We start from the raw sequence: 25,035 nt of genomic DNA on the forward strand, positions 1-25,035 counted from the left end.
TAGTCAGCCCCCCAGCCCCCCGATGCCGTGGCTCTGATAGATGCATGGTCCCCCCCTGGACCTTTTGGCGCGACATTCGGGCCGGCCCTAGAGCCGGCCCGTTTTTATTTCGGCGCCCTCGCGGGGCTTGGTCGCCGTGAATTGCACGAAAATCCACATCGCGCGGCGGGGGCGGATGCTCTAGCATCCGGCATGTCGCTTTTCCCCTGAGGCGAGATGGCTGCCGATCCTCGAACGCTGTTTTCCGTGCTCGTCGCGAGCACGACGGTCGGAACGCTGCTGCTGCTGTGGTGCTGGTGGCAGAACAGGGCCGAGCGCGTGCTCATGTGGTCGTGCGCGGCCTATTTCAGCGGGTCTGTCGCGATCCTGCTGATGACGGCGCGCGACATCCTTCCGGAGTGGATCACCACGAGTTTCGCCGTCGCAGTGACGATGTGGAGCATCGGCCTGATCTGGATCGCGGGCCGGGTGTTCAACCGGCTGCCGGCGAAGCCATGGCTCGCCCTCATCGGCCCCACGGTGTGGCTGATCGCCTCCGAACTTCCACAGGCCTATGTCGCGGTGCCGGTCCGGGTTTCGCTCGCGACGGTCATCACCGCAGCCTACGCGCTGATTTCCGCTCGGGAATTCGCCCGCGCCGACGGCTTGAGCAGCCGTTATCCGGTCGCGGTCATCCTCGGCCTCCATGGCATCGCGGTCATCCTGCGCATTCCCTTCGCGTTCGCGCTGCCCATTCCCCACGGTCTGCCGCTGTTCAGCGACTGGTTCTCGCCCGTCGCCATCGAGGGCATCGTGTTCTCCCAGATCATCGGCCTGCTGGTGGTGATGCTGACACGGGAACGGCTCGAATTGCAGCTGCGGGCCATCGCCCTGACGGATCCGTTGACCGGTCTGAACAATCGGCGGGCGATTTTCGAACGCGGCCATGCCCTGCTCAGCCACGCTTCACGGCACCGCCGGCCGGTTTCGGTGGTCGCGCTCGACCTCGACCACTTCAAGACCATCAACGACCGGTTCGGGCATCCGACGGGAGACGCGGTGCTCGCCGCGTTCGCGGACGCCATCCGGCAGACCCTGCGGGCCGGCGACGAGAGTGGGCGGATCGGCGGCGAGGAGTTCGTCTGCGTGCTGCCGGATACCGACGCCGACCAGGCCTTCGCCGCCGCGCACCGGCTGGTGACGCACTTCACGCGGCTTGCCGCCGACGTTCCCGGCTGCCGCACGCGCTGCACCGCCTCCGCCGGCATCGCCACGTCATCGCTCGACACCGACACCTTCGAGACGCTGGTCTCGGCGGCCGACGTCGCGCTCTATGAGGCGAAGCGCAGCGGCGGCGAGAAGATCATCGTCGCCTCACCGCGCGCCATCTCCGCCTGACCCGGCACGGCTGGCGCTCAGGCCGGGTGCGCCTCGTCGCCGCTGGGCCGCGGACCGCGTTCATCAAGGAAGGTCACGAGCCGCACCGCGGCATCGCCGATGTGGGCGGAAAGCAGCGTGCACGCGGCCTCTACCTCCCCGCGCGCAGCAGCGGCAAGGATGGCGCGATGGGCATCCTGCCCCATTTCCGCGCCGCCGAGCGCGGCGAGGTGGAACCGCAGCACAGGGTCGCTTTCGGCGAAGCGCGCCTCGATCAGGGCGAGCAGCCGCGGCCGGCCCGCCCGGGCATAGAGGCTCATGTGGAATCGGCGGTTGAGCTCGCCCATGCGGCCGGGATCGGTCTCGGCATCCATGTCGGCGATCGCCTCGGCGGCGCGCGCGAGATCGGCGGCGGTGAGGTGCGGAATCGAAAGCTCTAGCGCGGCCGGTTCGAGCACCCGGCGCAGGCCCATGATATCGGCCGCGTCGGCCGCGTTCAGTTCGGTGACCACGGCGCCGCGATTCGGCAGGACCGTGACGAGCGCCTGCGCCTCCAGAAGCTTCAGCGCATCGCGCACCGGCATCCGGCTGACGCCGAAGCGCTCGGCAAGCTCATCCTGGCGAAGCGCGGTGCCGCCCTCCAGCACGCCGGAGAGGATCGCCCGGCGCAACGTCGCCTCCACGAAGGCGGTGGCGGTGCGGAATTCCGGCCGGCCCTCGGCGATCAGGACGGAAAGCCGCTCTGCGTTCGACACCATTGCTGTTCCGGCCTCCGCACCAGGATGGGACGAGTTTATATCCAAAAATCGTTGATTGGATAGAGAATCCATCCTATCCATCTCGGATATCTCTCCCTCGATCGTCCGGCGCCCGTACACGGGGCCGGCCACGGTCCGCCCGACAAAGGTCCCGCCGATGGCCCAGAACCCGCAGGCCCAACCCGCGAGCCCCGCCGGGCCGGAACCGGCGCCATCGTTCAGCCTGCTGCAGCCGGCGACCGCGGGCATCCTCACGGCGCTGGTCGGCTTCGGCTCGACCTTCGCCGTGGTGATCCAGGGGCTCGCGGCGGTCGGCGCGACGCCGGCCGAAGCGGCATCCGGGCTGATGATGATGTGCTTCGCGATGGCGGTGCTCGGCCTCGTGTTCTCGCTGCGCCTGAAGATGCCGGTCAGCGTGGCGTGGTCCACCCCCGGCGCGGCGCTGTTCGCCAGCACCGGCATGGTCGCGGGCGGGTTTCCGGCTGCCGTCGGCGCCTTCATCGCCACGGGCGCGATCATCGTGATCGCCGGCATGTGGAAGCCGCTCGGCCGGCTCGCCGCCGCCATCCCGCCCTCGATCGCGAACGCGATGCTGGCGGGCGTGCTGCTGAAGCTCTGCCTCGCGCCGTTCGCCGCGGTCGCGATCGAGCCGGGGCTGGCGCTCGCCGTGATCGGCGTGTTCATCGTGGTCGGCCGGTTCGCCCGGCTCTATGCGGTGCCGGCGGCGCTGGTGGCGGCACTCGTGCTGCTGTTCGCCGGCTCGTTGACGGGCCACGGCGGCGCGGGCTTCGATCCGGCGGCGCTCGCCCTGCCCCGCCCCGCGCTGGTGATGCCGGTGTTCACGCCCGAGGCCCTGATCGGCATCGCCATCCCGCTGTTCCTCGTCACCATGGCCTCGCAGAACATCCCCGGGCTCGCCGTGCTTTCCGCCTTCGGCTACCGGCCGGAAGCCGGCCCGCTGTTCCGCGGGACGGGGCTCGCCTCCATCCTGATCGCGCCGTTCGGCGGCATGACGATCAACCTCGCCGCCATCACCGCCGCGATCTCCGCGGGGCCGGATGCCGCCGCCGACCCTGCGCGCCGCTACATCGCTGCCGCGATCGCGGGCGTCTGCTATTTCGGCCTCGGCCTGCTGGCGTTCGTGGCCGCGACGGGGTTCGGCGGCTCGCCGCCGCTGCTGATCCAGGTGGTGGCGGGGCTGGCGCTGATCGGCTCGTTCGGCTCGGCGATGCTCGCCGGCCTCAAGGACGAGGCCGACCGGCCGGCGGCGCTGGTGACCTTCCTGTTCACCGCGTCCGGCCTTTCCATCGCCGGCATCGGCCCCGCGTTCTGGGGACTGGCCGGCGGCATCGCGGTGCTGATGCTGCACGGGCGGCTCAAGCGCAGGCACGGCTGAAGCGGAGGCGATGGCGACGCCTCGCCCCCATCCGGGCACAGCGAATGTTCTTGGTTTGATCTCGTCAGGGAATCGTGCGACCTTGACGCCGCCCGCCCATGGCGGGCGAGAGACCGAGCACAGACGAGGACACCCGATGGCCGAGGCAACGACCGACGCGCCCCTTTCCGCCGCCACGGCACAGACGCTCGCGCCCGGCCTCTACCAGGACGGAACGGGCGCCGTGCGCTGCTTCTGGTGCGAGGGCGATCCGCTCTACGAAGCCTATCACGACCGGGAATGGGGCCGGCCGACGGCGGATGACCGCTACCTGTTCGAGAAGCTGTGCCTGGAGGGCTTCCAGGCCGGGCTGTCGTGGCTGACGATCCTGCGCAAACGGGAGTCGTTCCGCGCCGGCTTCGCCAATTTCGAGCCGGCCGCGGTGGCGGCCTTCGGCGACGCGGACGTCGAGCGGCTGCTGGCGGATGCCGGCATCGTGCGCCATCGCGCCAAGATCCTCTCCACCATCAACAACGCCCGCCGCGCGCTGGCGCTGATCGAGGAAGCGGGCTCGCTCGCCGCCTTCCTGTGGCGGTTCGAACCGAAGGCGGAAGACCGGCCCGCCCGCTTCGACAAGGCCTCGCTGATGCCGATCACCTTCACCGCCCAGTCGACGGCATTGTCGAAGGCCCTGAAGGCCCGCGGCTGGACCTTCGTCGGCCCGACCACCATGCACGCGTTCATGCAGGCGGTCGGCATGGTGAACGATCACATCGAGGGCTGTTCCTGCCGTGCCGAAGCGGAAGCCGCGCGGCGGGCGTTTGTCAGGCCGGCTTGAAGCCGCTTTAAGCCTGCGGCGCGGAAACCCGCGCCACCGGGAACGTCACGTAGCCGGAGATGTTGCGGTATCGACTGGCATAGTCCTGATAGACGAGACGATAGAACTTCGACACGTCGCCCCACGGAATCCAGAACTCGCCGAGATTGGGATCGAAGAAGCAGTGGTGCGACCCGATTCCGAACATGTAACCGTCGGTGTGATAGCAGCAGGTGGCATGGAACATCTCCCGCTGCGACGTTGACGTCGGATCGGGGTAGCGCAGGATGATCAACCGGTACCCCGGCCGCTGCGTCAGCTCGCCGACGAGGGTTTTGGAGGAACTGTTCGTCGTGAAGAGCAGATCCCGTGTTTTCGGATCGGTCTTCCGCGCGATCTCCGTTTCGTCAATGGCGAAGCCGTGCTTCCGGAGGCCGAGGTTGAAGATCTCCGGATGACTCTTCTGATGGAAATGACCCGCCTTATCACGACTCTCATCGACCTCCGCGATATAGTAGGACCGCTGCGTGTTGAGAGCCTGGAAGAAGCCGAGAATGCTTGAATAGACCTGATCCGCGCCGACGACGTCGTCCTCGCCCCTCAGACCATGGACGTGCAGATTTCGTATTCGTTGCTTCGCCCGCGCATTGCGAACGTCGTTCTGCCATTTGGGATCGTGGGTGTGAGTCTCGATCCACTTGCAGCAAAGGCCGAAGCAGATCCCGCGTTCGAAATCGTACTTTTCTTGACGGCCCTGCAAGGTGGTCGCCTGATGTTCGCCCGCCTCTTTTATTTGCGGCTTCAGTGCAGCAATCTCACGGTCGGCCTTATCGATGAAGTGTCCGTAAAGATCTTTATGAATATCGTCCTTGTTCAGCCCGAGTCTCTTTCCGCGATTCTCCAGATTTTCCTTCATGCCCGCGAGGGCATCTCGCTCGCCTTGCAGGGCGCGTTTGCGAGCCGTCAGACCCGTTAATACCCGAGACGCCGATTGCAATTTAGGCGCCCAGTATTGGACGAGCCTGTGGTTGGCGAGACGCGCCAACTGCGCCCCCTGCTCGTATTCCGCAACACAATAAGGTCTCATTTCTTCGATCATACGTCCATTCCGCCTTCAATACAGACCATGGCTCTGCAATAAGCGCGCGGAAATACGACTATCGATCCAAATAAGGCTAATGTATACGAAATAAAACGAAAGAAATTAATCGCAAACTCCCGATGCTCGGACAGCGGCCGCGATGTCCGGGGCACGAATGGGGGACGCCAGCGACACCCCGGAGGTTCGAACGCTCGCGTACCGCCCTCGGGAAGAGAGCGATGCCACAGGCGGACGACTGCCGTCGGCAGGCAGGTTGGTCGAAAAAGCGACCCGCACGGGTCCGCTCCCCCGGCAACCTCTCAGCCGAGGGCGGCCATCAGTTTGTCGACGAGCGGGTTTTCCGGCTCGAACACGCCGACGGGCGCGAACACCGCGACGGTTGCGGCGCCGCGGGCCTTGAGCCACGAGGCGCAGTCGTAGATGCGGCCGGACGGACAGTGCAGCACCAGTTCGTCGCCAGAGGCCTCGGTCGAAGGATGAGACACCGAGGTCGGGGACGCCAAGGTCTGGGACGCCGGGGTTTGGGGCGTGGTGCAGCCGAAGGCCCGCGCCGCCTCGGCGGCCACGCGCGGCGCATCGGCGATGCGCGTGCGGATCTCGCGAACTGCACGGGCGCGGGCTTCCGCGGCGATGCGGTCGAGAATGGCGGCGGCGGCGGCACGCTGCGGAGCGGTCCAGAGCGCGCGGCGGCTCGCGATCAGGTGCGCCTCGGACTTCAGGATCACGCCGTCGTCGATCACCTTCAGCGCGTTCGCCGACAGCGTCGAGCCGGTGGTGGTGATGTCGATCACGAGTTCGGCCGAGCCGGCGGCAGGCGCGCCCTCGGTCGCGCCGAGGCTTTCGACGATGCGATAATCGGCGATGTCGTGGGCGGCGAAGTGGCTGCGCGCGAGGTGGATGTACTTGGTGGCGACGCGCATCCAGCGGCCGTGACGGGCGCGGAAATCGGTGGCGACGTCGGCGAGATCGGCCATGGAGCGCACGTCGATCCACGCCTTCGGCACCGCGACCACGACATCGGCATGGCCGAAGCCGAGCGGCAGCACGGCGTGGACCAGCCGCTCGCGCGCGGAGGGATCGGGGATGGTCTCGTGGACGAGATCGAGCCCGGTGATGCCGAGGTGGACGGTGCCGCCGGCGATCTCGCTGGCGATTTCGGAGGCGGAGAGGAAGGCGATCTCGGCATCGGCGATGCCGGCGATGCGGGCGCGATAGCCGCGCGCCCCGCCCGCCTGCACGAACGGCAGGCCCGCCCGGGCGAAGAAGGCCTGGGTGTTTTCCTGCAGCCGCCCCTTGGAGGGGATGGCGATGATCAGCGGCGCATCGGCCTCGAGCGCGTTCATCGGACGGTTCCCTCTGCCGCGGACGGCGTGGCGATGCGGTCGAGCCAGATGGAGAAGCCGACCGCCGGCACCGGGTCCGGCGCGCCCATCAGGCGCAACAGACGGTCGTAGCGTCCGCCACCGACGGCCTGACTGTTGAGACGCGGGCGGTTGACGGACCGGCCGTCGTGAATCTCGAACATGAAGCCGGTGTAGTAATCGAGCCGGCGGCCGAACTCCGCCGCGAACACCAGCCGGGCGGGATCGACGCCGCGCTCGGCGGCAAGCGCGCTGCGGCGCGCGAAGCTCTCGATGGCGGGGGCGAGGTTGATGCCGACCTCGGCCGCGAAGGCGCCGAGGCGCTCCGGCACCGCATCGGCGGACGCCGTGATGGCAAGATAGCGCCGCAGCACCGCCGCCGCTTCCGGCGCGAGCCGGGCACCGGCCGCCAGCGTCGCCTGCTCGATCAGGCGATCGGCGATCTCGGCCGGCGACCGCCCGCCGACGGGCGTGAGGCCCGCGACCGACAGCATGTTCTCGACGAGCGCGCGCGCGGTATCCGGGTCGGCCTCCGCGAGCGCGCCGGCCACCGGCGCCTCGTCGCTGCCGCCGCCGTCGAGCCGGTCGAGCGCGGCGAGTACCCGGGGTGTGTCGCCGAACGCGGCCGTCAGCCGGCGCCGCCATGCCACCGGCAGCGGCAGGGCTTCCACCACCGCCGCGAACAGGGCCTCGTCGCCGATGCGCACCTCCGGCTCGGCGATGCCGAGCAGCCGCGTGGCTTCGAGCGCGAGCGCCAGGACGTCGGCATCCGCCGCCTCGCGGTCGGTCTCGCCGAGGCGCTCGACGCCGGCCTGCAGGCTCTCCGCCGGGCCGCTGGCGCGCTGGCGGAAGATGGGCCCGAGATAGGCATAGCCGGCGCGGCGCTCGGGCGCGCCGCCGTCGAGGTGCATCCGGCAGACGGGAATGGTGAAGTCGGGCCGCAGGCATAATTCCTCGCCGGCGAGCCCGGTGGTCAGGAACATGCGGCGGCGCAGATCCTCGCCGGCGAGGTCGAGAAACATCTCGGCCGGCTGCAGCACGGCCGGCTCGACGAGCCGGCTGCCGGCGGAGGTCAGCAGCGCCTTCAGCGCCTCCAGCCGGTCGGCGACGGCAGGGGCCGGTGCGAGCGCCGGTTCGAACGGGGTCATCGCGATCCTCAGGCGCTGGCGCCGGCGACGGCGGCCCGGTCGGCCGCCTGACGGGCGAGAAGGTCGGCGACGGCCGAGACGAGGCCGACCGCGGGCACGGTGAACTGGGCGGGGCGCGCCTCGCGCCAGGAGTCGTGGTCGGCGATGCCGGCGGCAAGCCGCGCACCCTCGACGAGATCCTTGATCTCGACGGTGCCGGCCTCGCGCTCGTTGGAACCCTGGATGACGACGCATGGCGCATCGCGCCGGTCGGCATATTTCATCTGCGCCTTGAGGCCGGCGGTGCCGAGATAGAGTTCGGCGCGGATGCCGGCGGTGCGCAGGTCCTGCACCATGCGCTGGTAGCCCGCGAACGCCTCGGCATCGCGGTCGAGCACCAGCACCACCACGGGACCGGTTCCGGTCTGCGCCGCCGCCGGGCGGCGCGCCGCGAGCGCGGCGGAGAGGCGCGAGACGCCGACCGAGAACCCGGTCGCCGGCACGTTCTCGGCACGGAAGCGGCCGACGAGGCCGTCATAGCGCCCGCCGCCGCCGACGGAGCCGAAGCGCACCGGCTTGCCGTCGTCGCCCGTCACGGTGAAGGTCAGTTCGGCCTCGAACACGGGGCCGGTATAATATTCCAGGCCGCGCACCACGGAGGGGTCGATCCGCACCCGTTCCGGCCCGTAGCCGGCGGCGGCGAGGTGACGGGCGATCTCGGCGAGTTCCGCCACGCCTTCCGCCCCGCGCGCGCTGCCTTCGACGAGGGCGGCGAGGTTGGCGCACGTCGTGCCGGCATCGTCGGTACCGGCGGCGACGAAGCCGAGCAGCCGCTCGGTCGCCTCCGGGCCGAGCCCGGCGCCCTTGGTGAAATCGCCACTGGGGTCGAGGCGGCCCTCGCCGAGGAGGTCGCGCACGCCCTCCGGTCCGATCTTGTCGAGCTTGTCGATGGCACGCAGCACGGTCAGGCGGCGGCCGGCATCCGCCTCGCCTGCGAGACCGGCGGCTTCCATCACGCCGTCGAGAACCTTGCGGTTGTTGACCTTGACCACATAGTCGCCGCGGGGAATGCCGAGCTTCTCAAGCGTATCGGCCGCCATCATGCACATCTCGGCATCCGCGGCGACGGACGCGGTGCCGACGGTGTCGGCATCGAACTGCATGAACTGGCGGAAGCGGCCCGGCCCGGGCTTCTCGTTGCGGAACACCCAGCCGACCCGATAGGAGCGATAGGGCTTGGCGAGACGGTCGTAGTTCTCCGCGACATAGCGGGCGAGCGGCGCCGTCAGGTCGTAGCGCAGCGCCAGCCAGTCCTCGTCGTCGTCCTTAAAGGCGAACACGCCCTCGTTCGGCCGGTCCTGATCGGGCAGGAACTTGCCGAGGCAGTCGGCATATTCGATCAGCGGCGTTTCCACCGGCTCGAAGCCATAGAGTTCGTAGGACGCGCGGATCGCCGAGATCAGGGCATCGGTGGCGGCGAGTTCGGCGGGGCCGCGATCGACGAGCCCACGCGGCAGGCGCGGCTTCGGCCGGGCCGGCGCCTTTTCCCGGGCGTTCTGTCGGGCGTTGCCGCCGGTTGAATCCGCAGCGTTGGCTGCCGGCTTGGTGTTCGCCATGGCGATGGTCCGTGAAGCGGGAAGCCGGGTCGGCCTCGATCGGCGCCGGGTGTCGGCACCGTCCGTATTCTGCGGCGAGGTGGTAGACGAAACGGCCGGGCCGGGCAAGTTTTGCGCTGCATCGCAACGGCTGCTGAGCCCGCACGACCGGGGCCGCGAACGGCGGCGACGCCCACGGTGTCGCGTTTTCCGGCGGAACCGGCGGTGATAAGAGAGGTTCCAGCTTCGCTGTCAGCCCGGCCCCTCCCGGCCCGGAGACGGCGTTCCCGGCAAACCGGATGTGGCATCGGGCGGGCGTCGGCGGGTCACCGCCTGGCGTCGCGGCGATCTCCCCGAAACGGCAGACGGCGCGGCGGGCGCCGAGAGGTTCGACATGCGTGGCGTGATCATGGGCGTGATGATGGCGGCGGCAATGGCCCTGCCGGCGGCAATGGCGCTGTCGACGGCCTTGCCGGCATCGGCACAGGAGGCCCCACCCGCCGCCCCGGCGGTGGAGACGGCGGCGCCCCTCGCCGGCGATCCGGCAGCGGGGGAAAAGGTCTACAATCGCTGCAAGGCGTGCCACCAGATCGGTGAGGGCGCCGCGAACGCGGTGGGTCCGGAGCTGAACGGCGTCGTCGGCCGGCCCGCCGGCAAACTGGAGGGCTATGCCTTTTCCACCGGCCTCTCGGAGGCGGACTTCACGTGGGACCAGGCGCACCTGCAGGAATGGCTGCAGGGGCCGAAGAAGATGATCCCGACCACCAAAATGATCTTCCCCGGAATCAAGAAGGAGCAGGATTTCGCCAATCTGCTGTCCTATCTCGAACAATTCGATAAGGGCGGGAACAGAAAAACACCTTGAAGGTGTGATTTCCCGCATCGAACGATTTCAAAAATTTAAATTATAATAATTCCAGATTAAAAATAGAACTGTTCAATACATTTAAGTGATTTGTTGATTATCGACAAACATGTCTCTAGCAGTCGCATCGGAACTGTGCGGGCGCACTCGTGCCGCGTGGTTCCGCCGCCGCCCCTGGCATCAGCGACGATGGAGACCTTCATGAAGACCGCACACCTGCTCCACCGGCTCGTCCGCGGCACGGCGCTCGCCGTGGCCGGCGGCCTGATCGCGACCTCCGCGATGGGCCTTGCGCCGGAGCAAGCCAGCGCACAGTCGTCCGAGGTCAATCTCTACACGACCCGCGAACCGGGCCTGATCAAGCCGCTGCTGGAGGCCTTCACCAAGTCGACCGGCATCGCCGTCAACACGGTGTTCGTGAAGGAAGGCCTGCCCGAGCGCGTCGCCACCGAGGGCGACAAGTCGCCCGCCGACGTGCTGATGACCGTCGATTTCGGCAACCTCACCGACCTGCTCGACAAGGGCGTGACGCAGCCGGTGACCTCGGCGGCGCTGGACGAGGCGATTCCGGCGAACCTGCGCGATCCGAACGGCAACTGGTTCGCGCTGTCGCTGCGCGCCCGCGTGCTCTACGCCTCGAAGGAGCGGCTCGGCGATCTGACGAGCTTCCACTACGAGGAGCTGGCCGACACGAAATGGAAGGGCAAGGTCTGCATCCGCTCCGGCAAGCACCCCTACAACACCGCGCTGATCGCCACGATGATCGCCAAGGACGGCGAGGAGAAGACCCGCACCTGGCTCGAGGGCGTGAAGGCGAATCTCGCCCGCAAGGCCGCCGGCGGCGACCGTGACGTCGCCCGCGACATCCTCGGCGACATCTGCGATCTCGGCCTCGCCAACTCCTACTATGTCGGCCTGATGCGCAGCGGCGCCGGCGGCCCGGACCAGGAGAAGTGGGGCGAGGCCATCAACGTGGTGCTGCCGACCTTCGAGGGCGGCGGAACCCAGGTGAACATCTCCGGCGCGGCGGTCGCAAAGCACGCGCCGAACCGCGACAACGCCGTGAAGCTCCTGGAATACCTGGTTTCGCCGGAAGCCCAGTCGATCTATGCCAACGCCAACTTCGAATATCCGGTGCGGCCGGGTGTGAAGCCGGACGCGATCGTGGCGAGCTTCGGGGACCTCAAGATCGACCCCGCCCAGCTCGCCGAGATCTCCAAGTACCGCAAGCGCGCGAGCGAGCTCGTCGACGAAGTCGGCTTCGACAGCTGAGAGCATATCCCGTTCAGATTGAGCCGATCTGAACGACGAGGATATGCTCAAGCTTTTGAATCCGGAGCGATTTCTTGTCGATCGGATGAGCCCATCCGATCGGAAAGCGCTCTGAGCGCGACGGCCGGCCCCAGCGGGCCGATGGACGTACGCAGATGACAGAGGTGCCGGCGGCAGACGTTGCCGCCGGCACCTGCCTTCGTTTTCGCAACAGACGGAACGCCAGACACCGTGCCGCCCTCCGACGCCGCGATGCCGATGACCGCCGCCGCCCCGCCCGCCCCCGCGGACAGGAAGCCGGTTCGCCGTGCGCGGCCGGGGGCGTTCTGGTTCGCCGGCGCCGCGCTCGTGGCGCTCGCCGTTCTCGCGCCGATCCTGTCGCTGGTGCTCACCGCCCTCGAAGGCTCGGGCGATCTCTGGCCGCATCTCGTCGCCTATGTACTGCCGCAGGCGCTGACAGACACGGTGCTGCTTCTCGCCGGCGTCGGCGCGATCTCGGTGGTGATCGGCACCGGCACGGCCTGGCTGGTCACCGCCTACGACTTCCGCGGCCGGCGCGTGCTGTCTTGGGCGCTGCTGCTGCCGCTGGCCGTGCCGACCTATATCGTCGCGTTCGCCTATCTCGACATCCTGCATCCGATCGGGCCGGTACAGGCGGCGCTGAAGGCGGTGTTCGGCCGGGAGACCATGCGCGGCTTCCGCCTGCCGGAGCTCCGCTCGCTCGGCGGCTGCATCTTCGTCATCGGCTTCGTGCTCTACCCCTATGTCTATCTCACCGCGCGGGCGATGTTCGCCATGCAGGCGGCGAGCCTGATCGAGGCCGCACGGACGCTCGGCTGCGGCCCGGTGGCCGCGTTCTTCCGGATCGCCCTGCCGCAGGCGCGCCCGGCCGTCGCGGTCGGCACCAGCCTCGCGCTGATGGAGACGATGAACGACATCGGCGCCTCGGAATTCCTCGGGGTGCAGACGCTGACGGTCTCGATCTATGCCACCTGGGTCAACCGCTCGAACCTGCCGGGCGCCGCGCAGATCGCGCTCGCCGCGCTGGCCGTGGTCGTGCTGCTCGTCGGTATCGAGCGCTGGGCTCGGCGGCGGCAGCGCCACGCCGGCCCCGGCCAGCGTGCGCGCGCCATCGCCCCGGTCCGTCTGCGCGGCCTGAAGGGCGCGGCGGCATTCGCGGCGTGCGCCCTTCCCGTCGCGATCGGCTTCGCCGCGCCGGCGGCCTATCTCCTTTCCGAAGCGATCAAGCGGCTGCGCTTCGCGGGCTTCGGTCCGGACCTGATGCGCGAAACGCTCACGACCTTCGGCGTCGCAGCGGCGGCGACCGTGCTGACCGTCGTGCTCGGCCTCGTCGTCGCCCACGCCGCGCGCCTTTCGCGGCTCGCCGCCCGGCGCAACCTGGCGACCGACTTCATGATCCGAGCCGCGAGCCTCGGCTACGCGGTGCCGGGCACCGTGCTCGCCATCGGGCTGATGATATCGCTCGCGGGCCTCGACCACCTGATCGGCGCCGGGGCGTCGCTCGTCGGCGGCGTCGATCCCGGCCTGATCGTGTCGGGCTCGGCCGCCGCGGTGGTCTATGCCTGCGTCGCCCGCTTCCTCGCGGTCTCGACCGGCGGCATCGATGCCGGCTACGCCAAGATTCCCGCCTCGTTCGACCATGCCGCCCGCACGCTCGGACGGACGGCCGGCGGCACGCTCGCCCGCATTCACCTGCCGCTGCTGCGGCCGGCGACCGGCGCCGCCGCCCTGCTCGTGTTCGTCGACTGCATGAAGGAGCTGCCGGCGACGCTGCTGCTGCGCCCGCTCAATTTCGAGACCCTGGCGACGCATCTCTACGGCGAGGCCGCACGCGGAAGCTACGAGGACGGCGCCGTCGCCGCGCTCGCCATCGTGCTGTTCGGGCTCCTGCCCGTCCTTGTCCTCGCCCGGCTGTCCGGCAAGCCGGCGGCCTGAAGCGCGTCGCGTCCGGCGATCCATCGCGCGCATCGAATCGTACAACCGGCCATTGCGCATTGCAGCAATGGGCTTTATATCCGACGGGCATATGCTTGACCGATATATGGCGACTAACGGGCTGGGGCTTCGGCCATCGTCCCTTCAGGAGATTGCGCGCCGCATGAACGTTCGCACCGTCTGCCTCGCGATCCTGCATTTCAAGGACGCCACCGGCTATGAAATCCGCAAGCTGTCCGCCGAGGGCAGCTTGAGCCATTTCATCGACGCGAGCTTCGGGGCGATCTATCCGGCGCTGGCGCGCATGGAGACGGAGGGTCTGGTGACGGCCCGGATCGAGCCGCAGCCGGGAAAGCCGCCGCGCAAGGTCTATTCCATCACCGAAAGCGGGCGGGCCGAACTGCTGGCCGCGCTCTCCGCGCCGATGGCGCCGGACACCTACCGCTCCGAATTCCTGCTGGTCGCGATCTGCGCCGAGGCGCTGCCGCCCGATGTCGTCGCCGCCGCGCTCGACCGGCGCTGCGCGCAGCTCGATGAGGAAATCGCCCATCTGTCGTCGCTGGCGCTCAAGGGCAAGAGCCCGCCCGCGCAATGGGCCGTCAACTACGGCATCGCCTGCAAGACGGCAGCGCTCGATTATCTGCGCACCCACAGGCAAGCGCTCGTCGCCGCGTCCGGCACTGGACGCTCCGCACTTCCGGCGGACTGCCATGACGTCGACGTGATGGCAGCCGCTTCCGCTCCCGGCGCCATCGAGGCCGCCCCACCGGTTTCTCCCGTTCTCTCCGAGGTTCAGTCACGATGAAGGCCGACGCCACAGCAATCCTTCCCGCGAAGTCTGCCCGGCGCCCCAGGGGTGCCGCGACGGCCGTGGCGCTGTTCGCGGCCGGCTTCATCGCCTCCGCCGCGACGATGACCGCGCAGGCCGGCGCGGCCGAAGGCACCGCGGCCGATCATCCTTCCGCCGCTTCTGTCGAGCCGAAGCCGCCTTCCATCACGGTCGTGCCGGCCGTCGCGGGCACCCTGGTGGAACATGTGGTGGTGACCGGCAGCCTGCGCGCGCGCGAGGAGGTGCAGGTCACGGCCGAGGTCGACGGGCTCGCCGTCACCGAGGTGCTGGTCGAGGCCGGAGACAGGGTGCGCACCGGCCAGGTGCTCGCCCGGCTTTCCCAGGACACCACCAAGGCATCCATCGCCCAGACCACGGCCCAGGTCGCCCGTGCCGCCGCCGCGATCGCTCAGGCGGAAAGCCAGGTGACCGAGGCGAAGGCGACGCTCGACCAGGCCAAGCGCGTGTTCGACCGGACCAGCCAGCTCGCGAAGTCCGGCGTCGCTTCGAAGGAGGCCTTCGACCAGCGGAAATCCGACGTCGACGTCGCCGCCGCCCGCCTCGGCGCGGCGGAGGAGGCCCTTGGCGCGGCCCGGGCCGACAAGGCGCTCGCCGAAGCCCAGTTGCTCGACGCCCGCATCCGCCTCGCCCGCACCGAGATCAAGGCGACCGCCGACGGCACCGTCAGCCGCCGCGACATCACCGTCGGCCGCGTCGTCTCGGCCTCCGCAGGCCCGCTGTTCCTCATCATGGAAAACAGCGACATCGAGCTTGCGGCGGATGTCGCGGAAACCGTGATCACCAAGCTCAAGGTCGGCGACCGGGCGAGTGTGCTGGTCGCCGGCTTCGAGAAGCCGCTGGAAGGCCACGTGCGGCTGATCTCGCCGGAGGTGAACGACCGCAGCCGGCTCGGCCAGGTGCGCATCGACATTCCCGACGATCCGGCCCTGAAGGTCGGGGCCTTCGCCCGTGCCGACATCGAGACGGACCGGCGCGACGGCGTGATCGTGCCGCTGTCGGCGGTGCTCTACACGCCGTCGGGCCCCAAGGTGCAGGTGGTGAAGGACGGCGTCGTCGAAACCCGCCCGGTGGACATCGGGCTCGTCTCGGACGGGAAGGCGGAAATCGATTCCGGCCTCCAGCCTGGCGAACAGCTCGTCTCCATCTCCGGCACGTTCCTGCGCAACGGCGACCACGTGACGCCGATGCCCGCCCCGAGCAACTGAGCGACGGACCCCAACCATGGCCATCAACGTCTCCGCCTGGTCGATCCGCAAGCCGGTCCCGTCGATCGTTCTGTTCGCGGTGCTGATGCTGCTCGGCATCTTCTCCTTCCAGACGCTGCCGGTGACGCGGTTCCCGAACATCGACGTTCCGGTGGTCGCGATCACGATCACCCAGGCCGGTGCCGCCCCGTCCGAGCTTGAAACCCAGGTCACCCGCAAGGTCGAGGACGCTGTGGCCGGCCTGAACGGCGTCAAGCACGTGACCTCCACGGTGACGGACGGCCAGTCGCAGACGACCATCGAGTTCCGCCTGGAAATCGACCCGATCCGCGCGCTCAACGACACCAAGGACGCCGTCACCAAGATCCGCATGGAACTGCCGCGCGACATCGACGAGCCGCTGGTGCAGACCATCGACGTCGAGGGACAGGCGATCCAGACCTTCGCGGCCACTGCGCCCGGCATGACGCTGGAGCAGCTGTCGTGGTTCGTGGACGACGTCGTCAAGCGCAAGCTCCAGGGCCTGCCCGGCGTCGGGCGCGTCGAGCGTGTCGGCGGCGTGGAGCGGGAGGTGCGGGTCTCGATCGATCCCGACCGGCTGATGGCGCTCGGCGTGACCGCGGGCGAGATCTCCGCGCGGCTGCGCGCCACCAACGTGGACCTTGCCGGCGGCCGCGCCGAAGTCGGCGGACAGGAGCAGTCGGTCCGCACCCTCGCTGGCGCGCGCACGGTGGAGGATCTCGGCAAGACGATGATCAACCTGCCGGACGGACGCAGCGTGCGGCTGTCCGAGCTCGGCACCGTTTCCGACGCCTTCCAGGAACCTCGCTCTTTCGCCCGCCTCGGCGGCACGACGCCGGTGGTCTCGTTCAGCGTCTACCGGTCCAAGGGCGCGAGCGATGTCGACGTCGCCAACGTGGTCGAAGCCGCGCTGTCGGAGCTTTCGGCCGAACATCCCGATGTCAGCTATACGCTGATCGACGATTCCGTCGCCTACACCTTCGGCAACTACCATTCGGCGATGCAGACCCTGATCGAGGGCGCTGTGCTCGCGATCATCGTGGTGTTCATCTTCCTTCGAGACTGGCGCGCCACGCTGATCGCCGCCGTCGCGCTGCCGCTCTCGATCATACCGGCCTTCTGGCTGATCAGCCTGATGGGCTTTTCGCTCAATCTCGTCAGCCTGCTCGCGATCACGCTGGTGACGGGCATTCTCGTCGATGACGCCATCGTCGAGATCGAGAACATCGTGCGCCACATGCGCATGGGCAAGTCGCCCTATCGCGCCGCCATGGAGGCCGCCGACGAGATCGGCCTCGCGGTGATCGCGATCACCATGACCATCGTCGCGGTGTTCGCGCCGGTGAGCTTCATGGGCGGCATCGCCGGGCAGTACTTCAAGCAGTTCGGCCTGACGGTCGCGGTCGCGGTGCTGGTCTCGCTTCTGGTCGCGCGTCTCATCACGCCGATGATGGCCGCCTACCTGATGCGCAGCCACGCCCACGTGGAGCACAAGGACGGGCGGCTGATGCGCGCCTATACCCGGATGCTCGCGTGGACGATCCGCTGGCGCTTCGTCACGCTCCTTGCCGGCATCGGGCTGTTCGCCGCCTCGCTGTGGGCGACGAGCCTGCTGCCGACCGGCTTCATCCCGACCGAGGACGCCTCCCGCTCCGTCATCGCGGTCGAGCTTCCGCCCGGCGCCACGCTGGAGGAAACCCAGGCGAAGACCGACGACATCGTCAACGCGATCAAGGGCATCGGCGGCGTCGACCAGGTGTTCGTGCTCGGCGGCACCTCGCCAACGGGCCAGCTCGAAATCCGCAAGGCCTCGGTCTACGTCAAGCTGTTCCCCAAGGCGACCCGCGACCTCTCGCAGAAGGCCATCGAGGGCGAGATCTCGCGCAGGCTCGCCGACATTCCCGATATCCGCGCCTGGTACGTCAACGATCGCGGCGTGCGGGAAATGTCGGTGTCGCTGCTGTCGCAGGATCCGAAGGCGCTCGACGAGGCCACGGGCAAGCTCGAGGCGGCGCTGCGCCGCGACCCGATGCTGACCAACGTCGCCGCCGCCGCGGGCGTGGAACGGCCGGAAATCCTGATCCGCCCGCGTCTCGACGAGGCGGCACGGTTCGGCGTCTCGACCGAGGACATCTCCGCCGCGATCCGCGTCGCCACCATCGGCGACACGGACGCGAACCTCGCCAAGTTCAATGCCGGCGACCGGCTGATCCCGATCCGGGTGCAGCTAGACACCGATGCGCGCAAGAACCTCGCGCTGGTGCAGGCGATGGCGGTGAAATCGGCCGCCGGCGAGCCATTGCCGCTCGCCTCGGTCGCCGATGTCAGCTTCGGCCAGGGCCCCTCCTCGATCGACCGCTACGACCGAGAGCGGCGCGTCCAGATCGGCGCGGACCTGCCGAAGGGCATCGCGCTCGGCCAGGCCATCGACCGCGTGAAGGAAATCGCCGCGAAAATCGGTCTGCCGCAGGGCGTGCGCCTGCAGGACAGCGACGACGCCGAGATCATGGGCGAGGTGTTCACGGGCTTCGCCCAGGCCATGGGCGCCGGCCTGATGATGGTGCTCGGCGTGCTCATCCTGCTGTTCGGCAGCGTGTTCCAGCCGATCACGATCCTGTTGTCGCTGCCGCTCGCCGTCGGCGGCGTGATCGGCGCGCTGCTGATCACGCAGAACCCGATCTCGATGCCCGTGGTGATCGGCATCCTGATGCTGATGGGCGTCGTCACCAAGAACGCCATCATGCTGGTGGACTTCGCCATCGAGGCGGTCGCGCGCGGCACGCCGCGCGTGGAGGCCATCGTCGATGCCGGGCGCAAGCGTGCCCGCCCGATCATCATGACCACCATCGCCATGATCGCCGGCATGCTGCCGAGCGCCTGGGGCGTGGGCGACGGCGGCGAGTTCCGCGCGCCGATGGCGATCGCGGTGATCGGCGGCCTGATGATCGGCACGCTGCTGTCGCTCGTGTTCGTGCCGTCGTTCTACACGGTGATGGACGACGTCTCGCGGCTGTTCTCGTGGATGTTCGGACGCTTCATCGGCCCGAAGGAGGACGACGACGGCGCGGCAAGCGCAGGGCACGCGCCTCTACCGGCGCCACAGCCGGCCTCTGTCAATCGCCGCGACGCGGCGGAATAAGAGCGGCCAGCACAGTCATAGCGGCCAGCAAAAAGGCCGGTCGGAGATGTTCTCCGGCCGGCCTTTTTCATGCCTTCGACGTTTGATGCCTTCGACGACGCCACGGCGCGTATGCGCGGCGTTCAATCCGGCCGGGGTGTCCCCGGGGCGGTTCCGGGCTGCTCCTCGGTGACGTCGCCGCCGACGAGCCGGGCGTGACCTTCGGTCACCAGCGCCGGATGGACTTCGACGGTGTCGCGCGGCGAGGCGAGCGGGTTCGGCTGCGCGACGATGGCGGCCTTCTCCACGGTCTCGATGACGTGGTGAAGCTTGGTCCGCATCGTCTCGGGGTCGGGGCCCTTCTCGTGGCGGTTGTCGAACCAGTCGCGGATGGACTTCAGCGTCATGAACATGTCGTGGCTGGCGGCCAGCACGGTCGCGTGCTCGCCATCGACCGCGGTCGCGATCGTCACGCCCGCGGCATCGACGATGCGGTTCTCCTCGACGCGGAACGGGCCCTGCATGGAATAGATCGCCGCCTGGGCCTCGTTCTCCCACACGGCGTCGTTGATCATGCGCCGACGCTCGTCGCTGTCGGCTATTTCCGTCTCGTTGCCCTGGGGCCTGTCGTTGCTGTCGGCCATGAACATCCCTCGCCGTTCACGCCCTCCGGTCGCGGGAGGACACCGAAGCAACGCGCGGCGGGCGATATGGTTCGCGGCACCGGTCCCGTCGGGCGGGCGCGGGCAAGCCGCCTCAGGCGGCGGGCGGAGGCGCGGCCGGCTGCTCCTCGGGCGAGGCCGGCTTGTGGGACGCCTCGTCGGCGGCGGCGAGGCGGCGCCACCAGATCGCCCCAGCGGGCAGGAAGGCGAGATAGATCACCGATCCCAGCGTGAACATCTCGAACGGATAGCTGACGAACAGCGCACCCACGAGAACCACACAGACGAACAGCGGCAGCACCAGGTCGCGCCGCACCCGCTTGCCGAGCTTCTTGCCGGAGAAGGTCGGCAACTGGCTCACCATCAGCAGTCCCATCGCAACCGTATAGAAGGCCACGACGATCGCCGTCTCGCGACCGGGCTCGATGACGCCGAGCAGTCCGAGATTGATCGGCAAGAGCGCGCAGATCGCGCCCGCCGGCGACGGCACGCCGGTGAAGAAATTCGCCTGCCAGGCCGGACGGCCGACATCGTCGAGCGCGACATTGAAGCGCGCGAGACGGAGTGCGGCGGCGATGGAAAACACCAGCACCACGATCCAGCCGATGGAATGCAGGTCGCGCAGTGTCCAGCAATAGAGCAGTACGCCGGGCGCGACGCCGAAATTGACGAAATCGGTCAGGGAATCGAGTTCGGCGCCGAAGCGGGAGGTGGATTTCAGCATCCGCGCCACGCGCCCGTCGAGCCCGTCGAGCACGGCGGCGAACACCACCGCGAGAATGGCGAGGTCGTAGCGGTTCTCCAGCGCCATGCGCACGGCGGTGAGCCCGGAGCAAAGCGCGAACAACGTGACGAGGTTCGGCAGGATCAGCCGCATCGGCAGCCGCCGGATGCGCAGCTGGTGGCGACGCCTGATCCCTCGCCGGCCCGGGTCGAACGGGGGAAACAGGTCGATCATGCCTCAACACTCCAAATACGACTGCCTGGTGCTGAAACGCTGACCGCGCGGATGGTTCCATCCGCGCGACGACGATGGGGACGCTGACCGGTCATCACAGGGTTCGCGCGACACCGATCGCCGGGCGCAGCCCCGCGAGATCGGCAATGGGCGTCTCGCCGCCGACCGCCCGCTGCCCCTCGGCGACGAGAGGGCGCGCGCCCGCCGGCAGGTAGACGTCGACCCGCGAGCCGAACCGGATGATGCCGATGCGCTCGCCCTGCGAGACGCTGACGCCCTCGCGCACGAACGGGACGATGCGGCGGGCGACGAGACCGGCGATCTGCACCACGGCGACCTCGCCATTTTCGGTCGAGAGCACGATGCCGTTGCGTTCGTTCTCGAGGCTCGCCTGCGGATCCTCCGCATTGAGGAACCGCCCGGGCCGGTAGACGGTGCGTGCGACGCGGCCCGCGAGCGGCGTGCGGTTGATGTGCACGTCGAACACGCTCATGAAGATCGACACCCGCACCATCGGCTCGATGCCGAGATCGAGCTCGGCCGGCGGGATGGCGTTGTCGACGATGGAGACGCGGCCGTCGGCCGGCGCCAGCGCCAGCGTGGGATCGATCGGCGCGACGCGCTCGGGATCGCGGAAGAACAGCACGCACCAGACCGTCGGGAACAGCGCCAGCACGCCGAGCGGCGCCGACAGGAAGCCGAGCACGACCGTAACGATGACGAAGCCCACGATATAGGGATAGCCCTCGCGATGGATCGGAACCATCGCCCGGCGGATCGACTCGCCGATGCCGTGTGCCATCTCGATATCCTCTTTCGCTGCGCGGCATTGCGGGGAAGGCCGCCTTTGCGTCCGCGCCTGCCGGGAAATGCCCGCCCGGGCTTTCCTTTCCCACGTCCGCCCGTCGCTGTGAAGGGTTAAGACGCGCCCGCCGATGAAGCGTTCGCGAGACGGCCGTGCACCGGGCCTCGACACTCGCGAAGCGCGAAGCGCAAATTTTCCACGCGACGCCGCTCTTGCATGGCGCGCCGCACTCCTATATCGCCATTCGACGATGGAGGATGCCGCACCGTGATCTATCCTGCCTCGGATACCGCGCTGGCGCGCGTGCTGAAAGCCCTGGGCCATCCCGCCCGCCTCGCCATCGTGCGGGCGCTCCTGGAACAGGAAGGCTGCTGCTGCGGCGACATCGTGCGCCGGCTGCCTCTGGCTCAGTCGACGGTTTCGGAACATCTCAGGGTCCTCAAGGAAGCCGGTCTCGTCATCGGCAACATCGAGGGGCCGCGTGCGTGCTACGCAATCGACCGCGCGGCCTACGCCACGGCGATTTCCGCGTTGTCGGGACTGATGCCGCCGGCGGGCGCAGCGGGTGCGTGCCAGGAGCGGACGCTCCTCGCGGCGGAAGACGGACAATAACGACATGAACCCAGCACCGGATGGCAGGAAGCCGGGCCGCGACCGCTCGGAACTCTCGGCGCTGACCGATCTCTGGCCCTATATGTGGCCGCCGGACCGGCCGGACCTGAAGCTGCGCGTGGTGATCGCGGTGCTTGCGCTGGTGGTCGCCAAAATCCTCACCGTGCTGGTGCCCTATACCTACAAGTGGGTGACCGACGCGCTCGTCGGCGACAGCGACCATCGCAAGATGGTGGCGCTGGCGACGGTGCCGATCCTGCTCGTGATCGCCTACGGCGTCGGCCGCATCATGGCGACCGGCTTCAACCAGTTGCGCGACGCACTGTTCGCCCGCGTCGGCCAGCACGCGGTGCGCACCCTCGCCAACCGCACGTTCATTCACCTGCACGAGCTGTCGCTGCGCTTTCACCTGCAGCGGCGCACCGGCGGGCTGTCGCGGGTGATCGAGCGCGGCACCAACGGCATCGAGTCGATCGTGCGCTACACGATCCTCAACTCGCTGCCGACCGCGCTGGAATTCGCGCTGACGGCGGCGGTGATCTGGTACCAGTTCGGCTTCGTCTATGTGGTCGTGATCGCCATCACCGTGTGCCTCTATGTCTGGTTCACGGTGAAGATGTCGAACTGGCGCATCGGCATCGTCCGGGTGATGAACAGCTCGGATACCGAGGCCAACGCCAAGGCCATCGACTCGCTGCTGAACTACGAAACCGTCAAATATTTCAACAACGAGAGGATGGAGTCCGAGCGCTTCGACCGCTCGGTCGCCGTCTATGAGAAGGCTGCCATCCAGACGTGGACGTCGCTCGCCTGGCTCAACCAGGGCCAGACGGTGATCTTCACCGTCGGCACCGTGGTTTGCATGGTGCTGTCGGCCTATGCGGTGGTGCGCGGCGAGCAATCGGTCGGCGACTTCGTGCTGATCAACTCGCTCTTGATGCAGCTTTCGGTGCCGCTGAACTTCATCGGCTTCATCTACCGCGAGATCCGCCAGGGCCTTGCCGACATCGAGGCGATGTTCGACCTGCTCGACGTCGCCCCGGAAGTGACCGATCGCGCCGACGCGCGGCCGCTGGCGGTGAGTTCCGGCGCCGTGACCTTCGACGACGTCTCGTTCCACTACGATCCCGACCGGCCGATCCTCAAGAACCTGTCCTTCACCGTGCCCGCGGGGCACACGGTGGCGCTGGTCGGCCCGTCCGGTGCGGGAAAGTCCACGATCTCGCGGCTGATCTTCCGGTTCTACGACGTCACCGGCGGCCGGATCCTGATCGATGGGCAGGACGTGCGCGACGTCACCCAGGCGTCGCTGCGCGCGGCGATCGGTATCGTCCCGCAGGACACGGTGCTGTTCAACGACACCATCGCCTACAATATCCGCTACGGCCGCCCGTCGGCCGGCGACGCGGAGGTGGCGGAGGCGGCGGCGAGCGCGCAGATCGCGGACTTCGTCGCAAGCCTGCCGCAGGGCTACGCCACCGAGGTCGGCGAACGCGGGCTGAAGCTCTCCGGCGGCGAGAAGCAGCGCGTCGCCATCGCCCGCACCATCCTCAAGTCGCCGCCGGTGCTGATCCTCGACGAGGCGACCTCGGCGCTCGACACGCGGACTGAACAGGACATTCAGTCGGCCATCGACCGCGTGGCGCGCGATCGCACCACGCTCGTCATCGCGCACCGGCTGTCCACCATCGTGGATGCCGACCAGATCCTGGTGCTGGAAGCCGGACGCATCGTAGAGCGCGGTAGCCATGGCGAACTGATCGCGCTTGGCGGGCTCTATGCCGAGATGTGGGAGCGCCAGCGCGAGGCCGCGGAGGCGGAGCAAGCGGCGGCGGCCGCGGGCGAAGACTTCCCGCGCGCCTCGCCCGAGCCGGTGCTCGCCCCCTGATCATCCGCGCGATCACCCGGCTCCGGATCGCGTCCGGAGCCGAAACGCGGTGCCGACCGCACGCCCGCAGCGGTCACCGCGGAATCGTGAGAACCTGGCCCGGATAGATCAGATCCGGATCGCGGATCTGGGACTCGTTGGCGCGATAGATCGCGGTATAGCGCGCGCCCTTGCCGAACACGCGCTCGGCGATCCGCCACAGATTGTCGCCCCGGCGGACCTCGACGGTCATGGGCTTGGCCTCTTCCGCGGCCGGCGTTTCGGCCACGACGGCGGTCTGGCCGGATGGCGAGACCTCGTTGTCGAACGGCACCTCGGCGCGGGCAAGCACCTTGCCGGTCGATTTCTCGATCTGGTCGACGCGGACCTGATGGGTTCCGGCCGCGACATTGGCGGGAAGCGACAGGCTGAAGCCGCCTTCGGCGCCTGCCGTGGCGTCACCCACCGCGGCATCGTCGATATAGACCTTGAGCAGCGCGCCGGGAGCGGCAGCGCCGGAGATCGACAATGTGCCGTCCGTCAGCTGGATGGTGGTGATGACCACGCTCGGCGCCGCGGCGCTTGCAGGCTGCTGCACCACGCGGGTCGGCTGGTCGGGCGAAACGATGGCGACGAGCGGCTGCTCGGTCTTGTTGCGCGGCACCGAAACCGCGACGCGCTCGGCCGCCTCGACCTCGCTCTTGCCGCCGTCGGCGACGCTCGTGACCGTCAGCTCATATTCGCCGGGCGCCAGCGGACGGTCGAGCACGATGGCCCACTCGCCGTTCTCGTTCGCCGTGGCACGGCCGACGACGGCGCCGTTGGCATAGATCGCGATCGCCGCATGGGGGCTCGCGCGCCCGGCGATGGTCGCATCGCCCGACGGCTCGACCCGGACGACGTCGAAGCTGGGCTTGCCATTGTCTCCCTGCGCCGCCGGCTGGGCGGGCGTCTGGGACGGCGTCGTCTGGGCGACCGTCGTCGTCTGTTCCGCCGGGGCGGGCGCGGACGACGCGGGGGCGGAGGCCGGCGCGGCCCCGCTCGATGCGGCCGGCGTGCCGGAGGCCGGTGCCGAGGCCACCGGCTGCGAGGCGGGCGCGGCCGGTGCGGCCGGGGGCGTGGACGGAGAAACGGTGGTCGTGCTTTCGGGCGCTGCCGTGAAGTGGCGATAGGCCCCGTACCCGCCGACCGCAGCCAAGAGCACCAGAAAGACGATTACGCCCTTGCGTGTCGTTTGAGTCATCACCACTTATCCCCGGTCCGTTCGAAGCGCTTCGCCCGTGAACGGCCGCCCCTTATGTTCGCGCCTGCGTGAGGGTATCGTCGGTTCTAGAAGCGGGTGTGCCCAGCAGA

At 68.7% G+C, this 25,035-nt stretch carries 20 protein-coding genes; 11 read left to right on the forward strand and 9 right to left on the reverse strand.

Going from position 1 to position 25,035, the window contains the following annotated elements:
- Nucleotides 1-216: 216 nt before the first annotated feature.
- Nucleotides 217-1,377 carry a GGDEF domain-containing protein gene (locus BUF17_RS23365; protein WP_073626293.1) on the forward strand — a complete coding sequence of 387 codons (1,161 nt, stop codon included), beginning with the start codon at nt 217-219 and terminating at the stop codon, nt 1,375-1,377.
- 17 nt (nt 1,378-1,394) lie between these two features.
- On the opposite strand, the gene BUF17_RS05105 is transcribed toward BUF17_RS23365, so the two are convergent.
- Entirely contained in the window at nt 1,395-2,114 is a 720-nt protein-coding gene (locus tag BUF17_RS05105; protein WP_073626295.1) for a GntR family transcriptional regulator, read from the reverse strand.
- Nucleotides 2,115-2,271: 157 nt separating this feature from the next.
- Between BUF17_RS05105 and BUF17_RS05110 the strand changes: the two genes are divergently transcribed.
- Nucleotides 2,272-3,510, forward strand: coding sequence for a benzoate/H(+) symporter BenE family transporter (locus tag BUF17_RS05110; protein WP_073626297.1), 1,239 nt, complete (start codon nt 2,272-2,274; stop codon nt 3,508-3,510).
- A gap of 136 nt (nt 3,511-3,646) precedes the next feature.
- Nucleotides 3,647-4,327, forward strand: a complete 681-nt coding sequence (locus tag BUF17_RS05115) for a DNA-3-methyladenine glycosylase I (protein WP_084564061.1) — start codon at nt 3,647-3,649, stop codon at nt 4,325-4,327.
- 7 nt (nt 4,328-4,334) lie between these two features.
- Here the strand turns inward: BUF17_RS05115 and BUF17_RS05120 are convergent, their stop codons facing one another.
- The 4 genes from BUF17_RS05120 to hisS form a co-directional block, all read right to left on the reverse strand.
- A complete protein-coding gene (locus BUF17_RS05120) occupies nt 4,335-5,405 on the reverse strand; it encodes a YopT-type cysteine protease domain-containing protein (RefSeq protein WP_139282425.1) in 1,071 nt (356 codons plus the stop codon).
- Nucleotides 5,406-5,707: 302 nt separating this feature from the next.
- Nucleotides 5,708-6,751, reverse strand: a complete 1,044-nt coding sequence (gene hisG / locus BUF17_RS05130) for an ATP phosphoribosyltransferase (protein ID WP_073626302.1) — start codon at nt 6,749-6,751, stop codon at nt 5,708-5,710.
- Complete coding sequence (locus tag BUF17_RS05135) at nt 6,748-7,917, reverse strand: ATP phosphoribosyltransferase regulatory subunit (RefSeq protein WP_073626304.1); 1,170 nt, start codon at nt 7,915-7,917, stop codon at nt 6,748-6,750. Before BUF17_RS05135 ends, hisG begins: the two co-directional genes overlap by 4 nt.
- Nucleotides 7,918-7,925: 8 nt before the next feature.
- Nucleotides 7,926-9,512 carry a histidine--tRNA ligase gene (gene hisS, locus BUF17_RS05140; protein ID WP_073626306.1) on the reverse strand — a complete coding sequence of 529 codons (1,587 nt, stop codon included), beginning with the start codon at nt 9,510-9,512 and terminating at the stop codon, nt 7,926-7,928.
- A gap of 373 nt (nt 9,513-9,885) precedes the next feature.
- Here hisS and BUF17_RS05145 point away from each other — a divergent pair, with 373 nt between their 5' ends.
- From BUF17_RS05145 to BUF17_RS05170, 6 genes are all read left to right on the forward strand, one after another.
- Complete coding sequence (locus BUF17_RS05145; RefSeq protein WP_244530768.1) at nt 9,886-10,356, forward strand: c-type cytochrome; 471 nt, start codon at nt 9,886-9,888, stop codon at nt 10,354-10,356.
- Nucleotides 10,357-10,557: 201 nt separating this feature from the next.
- On the forward strand, nt 10,558-11,628 hold the full coding sequence (locus BUF17_RS05150; protein ID WP_073626308.1) for a Fe(3+) ABC transporter substrate-binding protein: 1,071 nt from the start codon (nt 10,558-10,560) through the stop codon (nt 11,626-11,628).
- A gap of 252 nt (nt 11,629-11,880) precedes the next feature.
- Nucleotides 11,881-13,584: an ABC transporter permease gene (locus BUF17_RS05155; RefSeq protein WP_210215404.1), complete on the forward strand. Its 1,704-nt coding sequence runs from the start codon at nt 11,881-11,883 to the stop codon at nt 13,582-13,584.
- A 163-nt stretch (nt 13,585-13,747) separates the two neighbouring features.
- On the forward strand, nt 13,748-14,389 hold the full coding sequence (locus BUF17_RS05160) for a PadR family transcriptional regulator (protein WP_073626310.1): 642 nt from the start codon (nt 13,748-13,750) through the stop codon (nt 14,387-14,389).
- Nucleotides 14,386-15,639, forward strand: coding sequence for an efflux RND transporter periplasmic adaptor subunit (locus BUF17_RS05165; RefSeq protein WP_084564067.1), 1,254 nt, complete (start codon nt 14,386-14,388; stop codon nt 15,637-15,639). The genes BUF17_RS05160 and BUF17_RS05165 overlap by 4 nt, the downstream gene beginning before the upstream one ends.
- Nucleotides 15,640-15,655: 16 nt before the next feature.
- On the forward strand, nt 15,656-18,799 hold the full coding sequence (locus tag BUF17_RS05170) for an efflux RND transporter permease subunit (RefSeq protein ID WP_073626312.1): 3,144 nt from the start codon (nt 15,656-15,658) through the stop codon (nt 18,797-18,799).
- Between the two features lie 122 nt (nt 18,800-18,921).
- On the opposite strand, the gene BUF17_RS05175 is transcribed toward BUF17_RS05170, so the two are convergent.
- The 3 genes from BUF17_RS05175 to BUF17_RS05185 all read right to left on the reverse strand — a co-directional run bounded on the left by BUF17_RS05175 (nt 18,922) and on the right by BUF17_RS05185 (nt 21,200).
- Nucleotides 18,922-19,422: a hypothetical protein gene (locus tag BUF17_RS05175; RefSeq protein ID WP_139282427.1), complete on the reverse strand. Its 501-nt coding sequence runs from the start codon at nt 19,420-19,422 to the stop codon at nt 18,922-18,924.
- Nucleotides 19,423-19,534: 112 nt separating this feature from the next.
- Nucleotides 19,535-20,398 carry a CDP-diacylglycerol--serine O-phosphatidyltransferase gene (pssA, locus tag BUF17_RS05180; protein WP_073626315.1) on the reverse strand — a complete coding sequence of 288 codons (864 nt, stop codon included), beginning with the start codon at nt 20,396-20,398 and terminating at the stop codon, nt 19,535-19,537.
- 94 nt (nt 20,399-20,492) lie between these two features.
- The gene (locus BUF17_RS05185; RefSeq protein ID WP_073626317.1) at nt 20,493-21,200 is read right to left on the reverse strand and encodes a phosphatidylserine decarboxylase; all 708 of its coding nucleotides are present in this window, start codon (nt 21,198-21,200) and stop codon (nt 20,493-20,495) included.
- Between the two features lie 270 nt (nt 21,201-21,470).
- Between BUF17_RS05185 and BUF17_RS05190 the strand changes: the two genes are divergently transcribed.
- Complete coding sequence (locus tag BUF17_RS05190; protein WP_073626319.1) at nt 21,471-21,815, forward strand: ArsR/SmtB family transcription factor; 345 nt, start codon at nt 21,471-21,473, stop codon at nt 21,813-21,815.
- Nucleotides 21,816-21,819: 4 nt separating this feature from the next.
- Complete coding sequence (locus tag BUF17_RS05195) at nt 21,820-23,703, forward strand: ABCB family ABC transporter ATP-binding protein/permease (RefSeq protein ID WP_073626321.1); 1,884 nt, start codon at nt 21,820-21,822, stop codon at nt 23,701-23,703.
- A gap of 73 nt (nt 23,704-23,776) precedes the next feature.
- Here BUF17_RS05195 and BUF17_RS05200 read toward each other — a convergent pair whose 3' ends face one another.
- Nucleotides 23,777-24,925 (reverse strand): LysM peptidoglycan-binding domain-containing protein, encoded by a 1,149-nt coding sequence (locus BUF17_RS05200; protein ID WP_073626323.1) that lies wholly within the window; start codon nt 24,923-24,925, stop codon nt 23,777-23,779.
- Nucleotides 24,926-25,035 lie beyond the last annotated feature (110 nt).

This window comes from Pseudoxanthobacter soli DSM 19599 (genome assembly GCF_900148505.1).
GTDB classification, from domain to species: Bacteria; Pseudomonadota; Alphaproteobacteria; order Rhizobiales; family Segnochrobactraceae; genus Pseudoxanthobacter; species Pseudoxanthobacter soli.

Bases quoted from the DNA above. Each gene is read 5' to 3' on its own strand.
- BUF17_RS05155 (WP_210215404.1), top strand. From the start codon at position 11,881: ATGCCGATGACCGCCGCCGCCCCGCCCGCCCCCGCGGACAGGAAGCCG.
- BUF17_RS05195 (WP_073626321.1), top strand. From the start codon at position 21,820: ATGAACCCAGCACCGGATGGCAGGAAGCCGGGCCGCGACCGCTCGGAA.
- BUF17_RS23365 (WP_073626293.1), top strand. From the start codon at position 217: ATGGCTGCCGATCCTCGAACGCTGTTTTCCGTGCTCGTCGCGAGCACG.
- BUF17_RS05185 (WP_073626317.1), bottom strand. From the start codon at position 21,200: ATGGCACACGGCATCGGCGAGTCGATCCGCCGGGCGATGGTTCCGATC.
- BUF17_RS05115 (WP_084564061.1), top strand. From the start codon at position 3,647: ATGGCCGAGGCAACGACCGACGCGCCCCTTTCCGCCGCCACGGCACAG.
- BUF17_RS05165 (WP_084564067.1), top strand. From the start codon at position 14,386: ATGAAGGCCGACGCCACAGCAATCCTTCCCGCGAAGTCTGCCCGGCGC.
- BUF17_RS05110 (WP_073626297.1), top strand. From the start codon at position 2,272: ATGGCCCAGAACCCGCAGGCCCAACCCGCGAGCCCCGCCGGGCCGGAA.
- pssA (WP_073626315.1), bottom strand. From the start codon at position 20,398: ATGATCGACCTGTTTCCCCCGTTCGACCCGGGCCGGCGAGGGATCAGG.
- BUF17_RS05120 (WP_139282425.1), bottom strand. From the start codon at position 5,405: ATGATCGAAGAAATGAGACCTTATTGTGTTGCGGAATACGAGCAGGGG.
- BUF17_RS05105 (WP_073626295.1), bottom strand. From the start codon at position 2,114: ATGGTGTCGAACGCAGAGCGGCTTTCCGTCCTGATCGCCGAGGGCCGG.
- hisS (WP_073626306.1), bottom strand. From the start codon at position 9,512: ATGGCGAACACCAAGCCGGCAGCCAACGCTGCGGATTCAACCGGCGGC.
- BUF17_RS05170 (WP_073626312.1), top strand. From the start codon at position 15,656: ATGGCCATCAACGTCTCCGCCTGGTCGATCCGCAAGCCGGTCCCGTCG.
- hisG (WP_073626302.1), bottom strand. From the start codon at position 6,751: ATGAACGCGCTCGAGGCCGATGCGCCGCTGATCATCGCCATCCCCTCC.
- BUF17_RS05150 (WP_073626308.1), top strand. From the start codon at position 10,558: ATGAAGACCGCACACCTGCTCCACCGGCTCGTCCGCGGCACGGCGCTC.
- BUF17_RS05145 (WP_244530768.1), top strand. From the start codon at position 9,886: ATGCGTGGCGTGATCATGGGCGTGATGATGGCGGCGGCAATGGCCCTG.
- BUF17_RS05200 (WP_073626323.1), bottom strand. From the start codon at position 24,925: ATGACTCAAACGACACGCAAGGGCGTAATCGTCTTTCTGGTGCTCTTG.
- BUF17_RS05160 (WP_073626310.1), top strand. From the start codon at position 13,748: ATGAACGTTCGCACCGTCTGCCTCGCGATCCTGCATTTCAAGGACGCC.
- BUF17_RS05135 (WP_073626304.1), bottom strand. From the start codon at position 7,917: ATGACCCCGTTCGAACCGGCGCTCGCACCGGCCCCTGCCGTCGCCGAC.
- BUF17_RS05175 (WP_139282427.1), bottom strand. From the start codon at position 19,422: ATGGCCGACAGCAACGACAGGCCCCAGGGCAACGAGACGGAAATAGCC.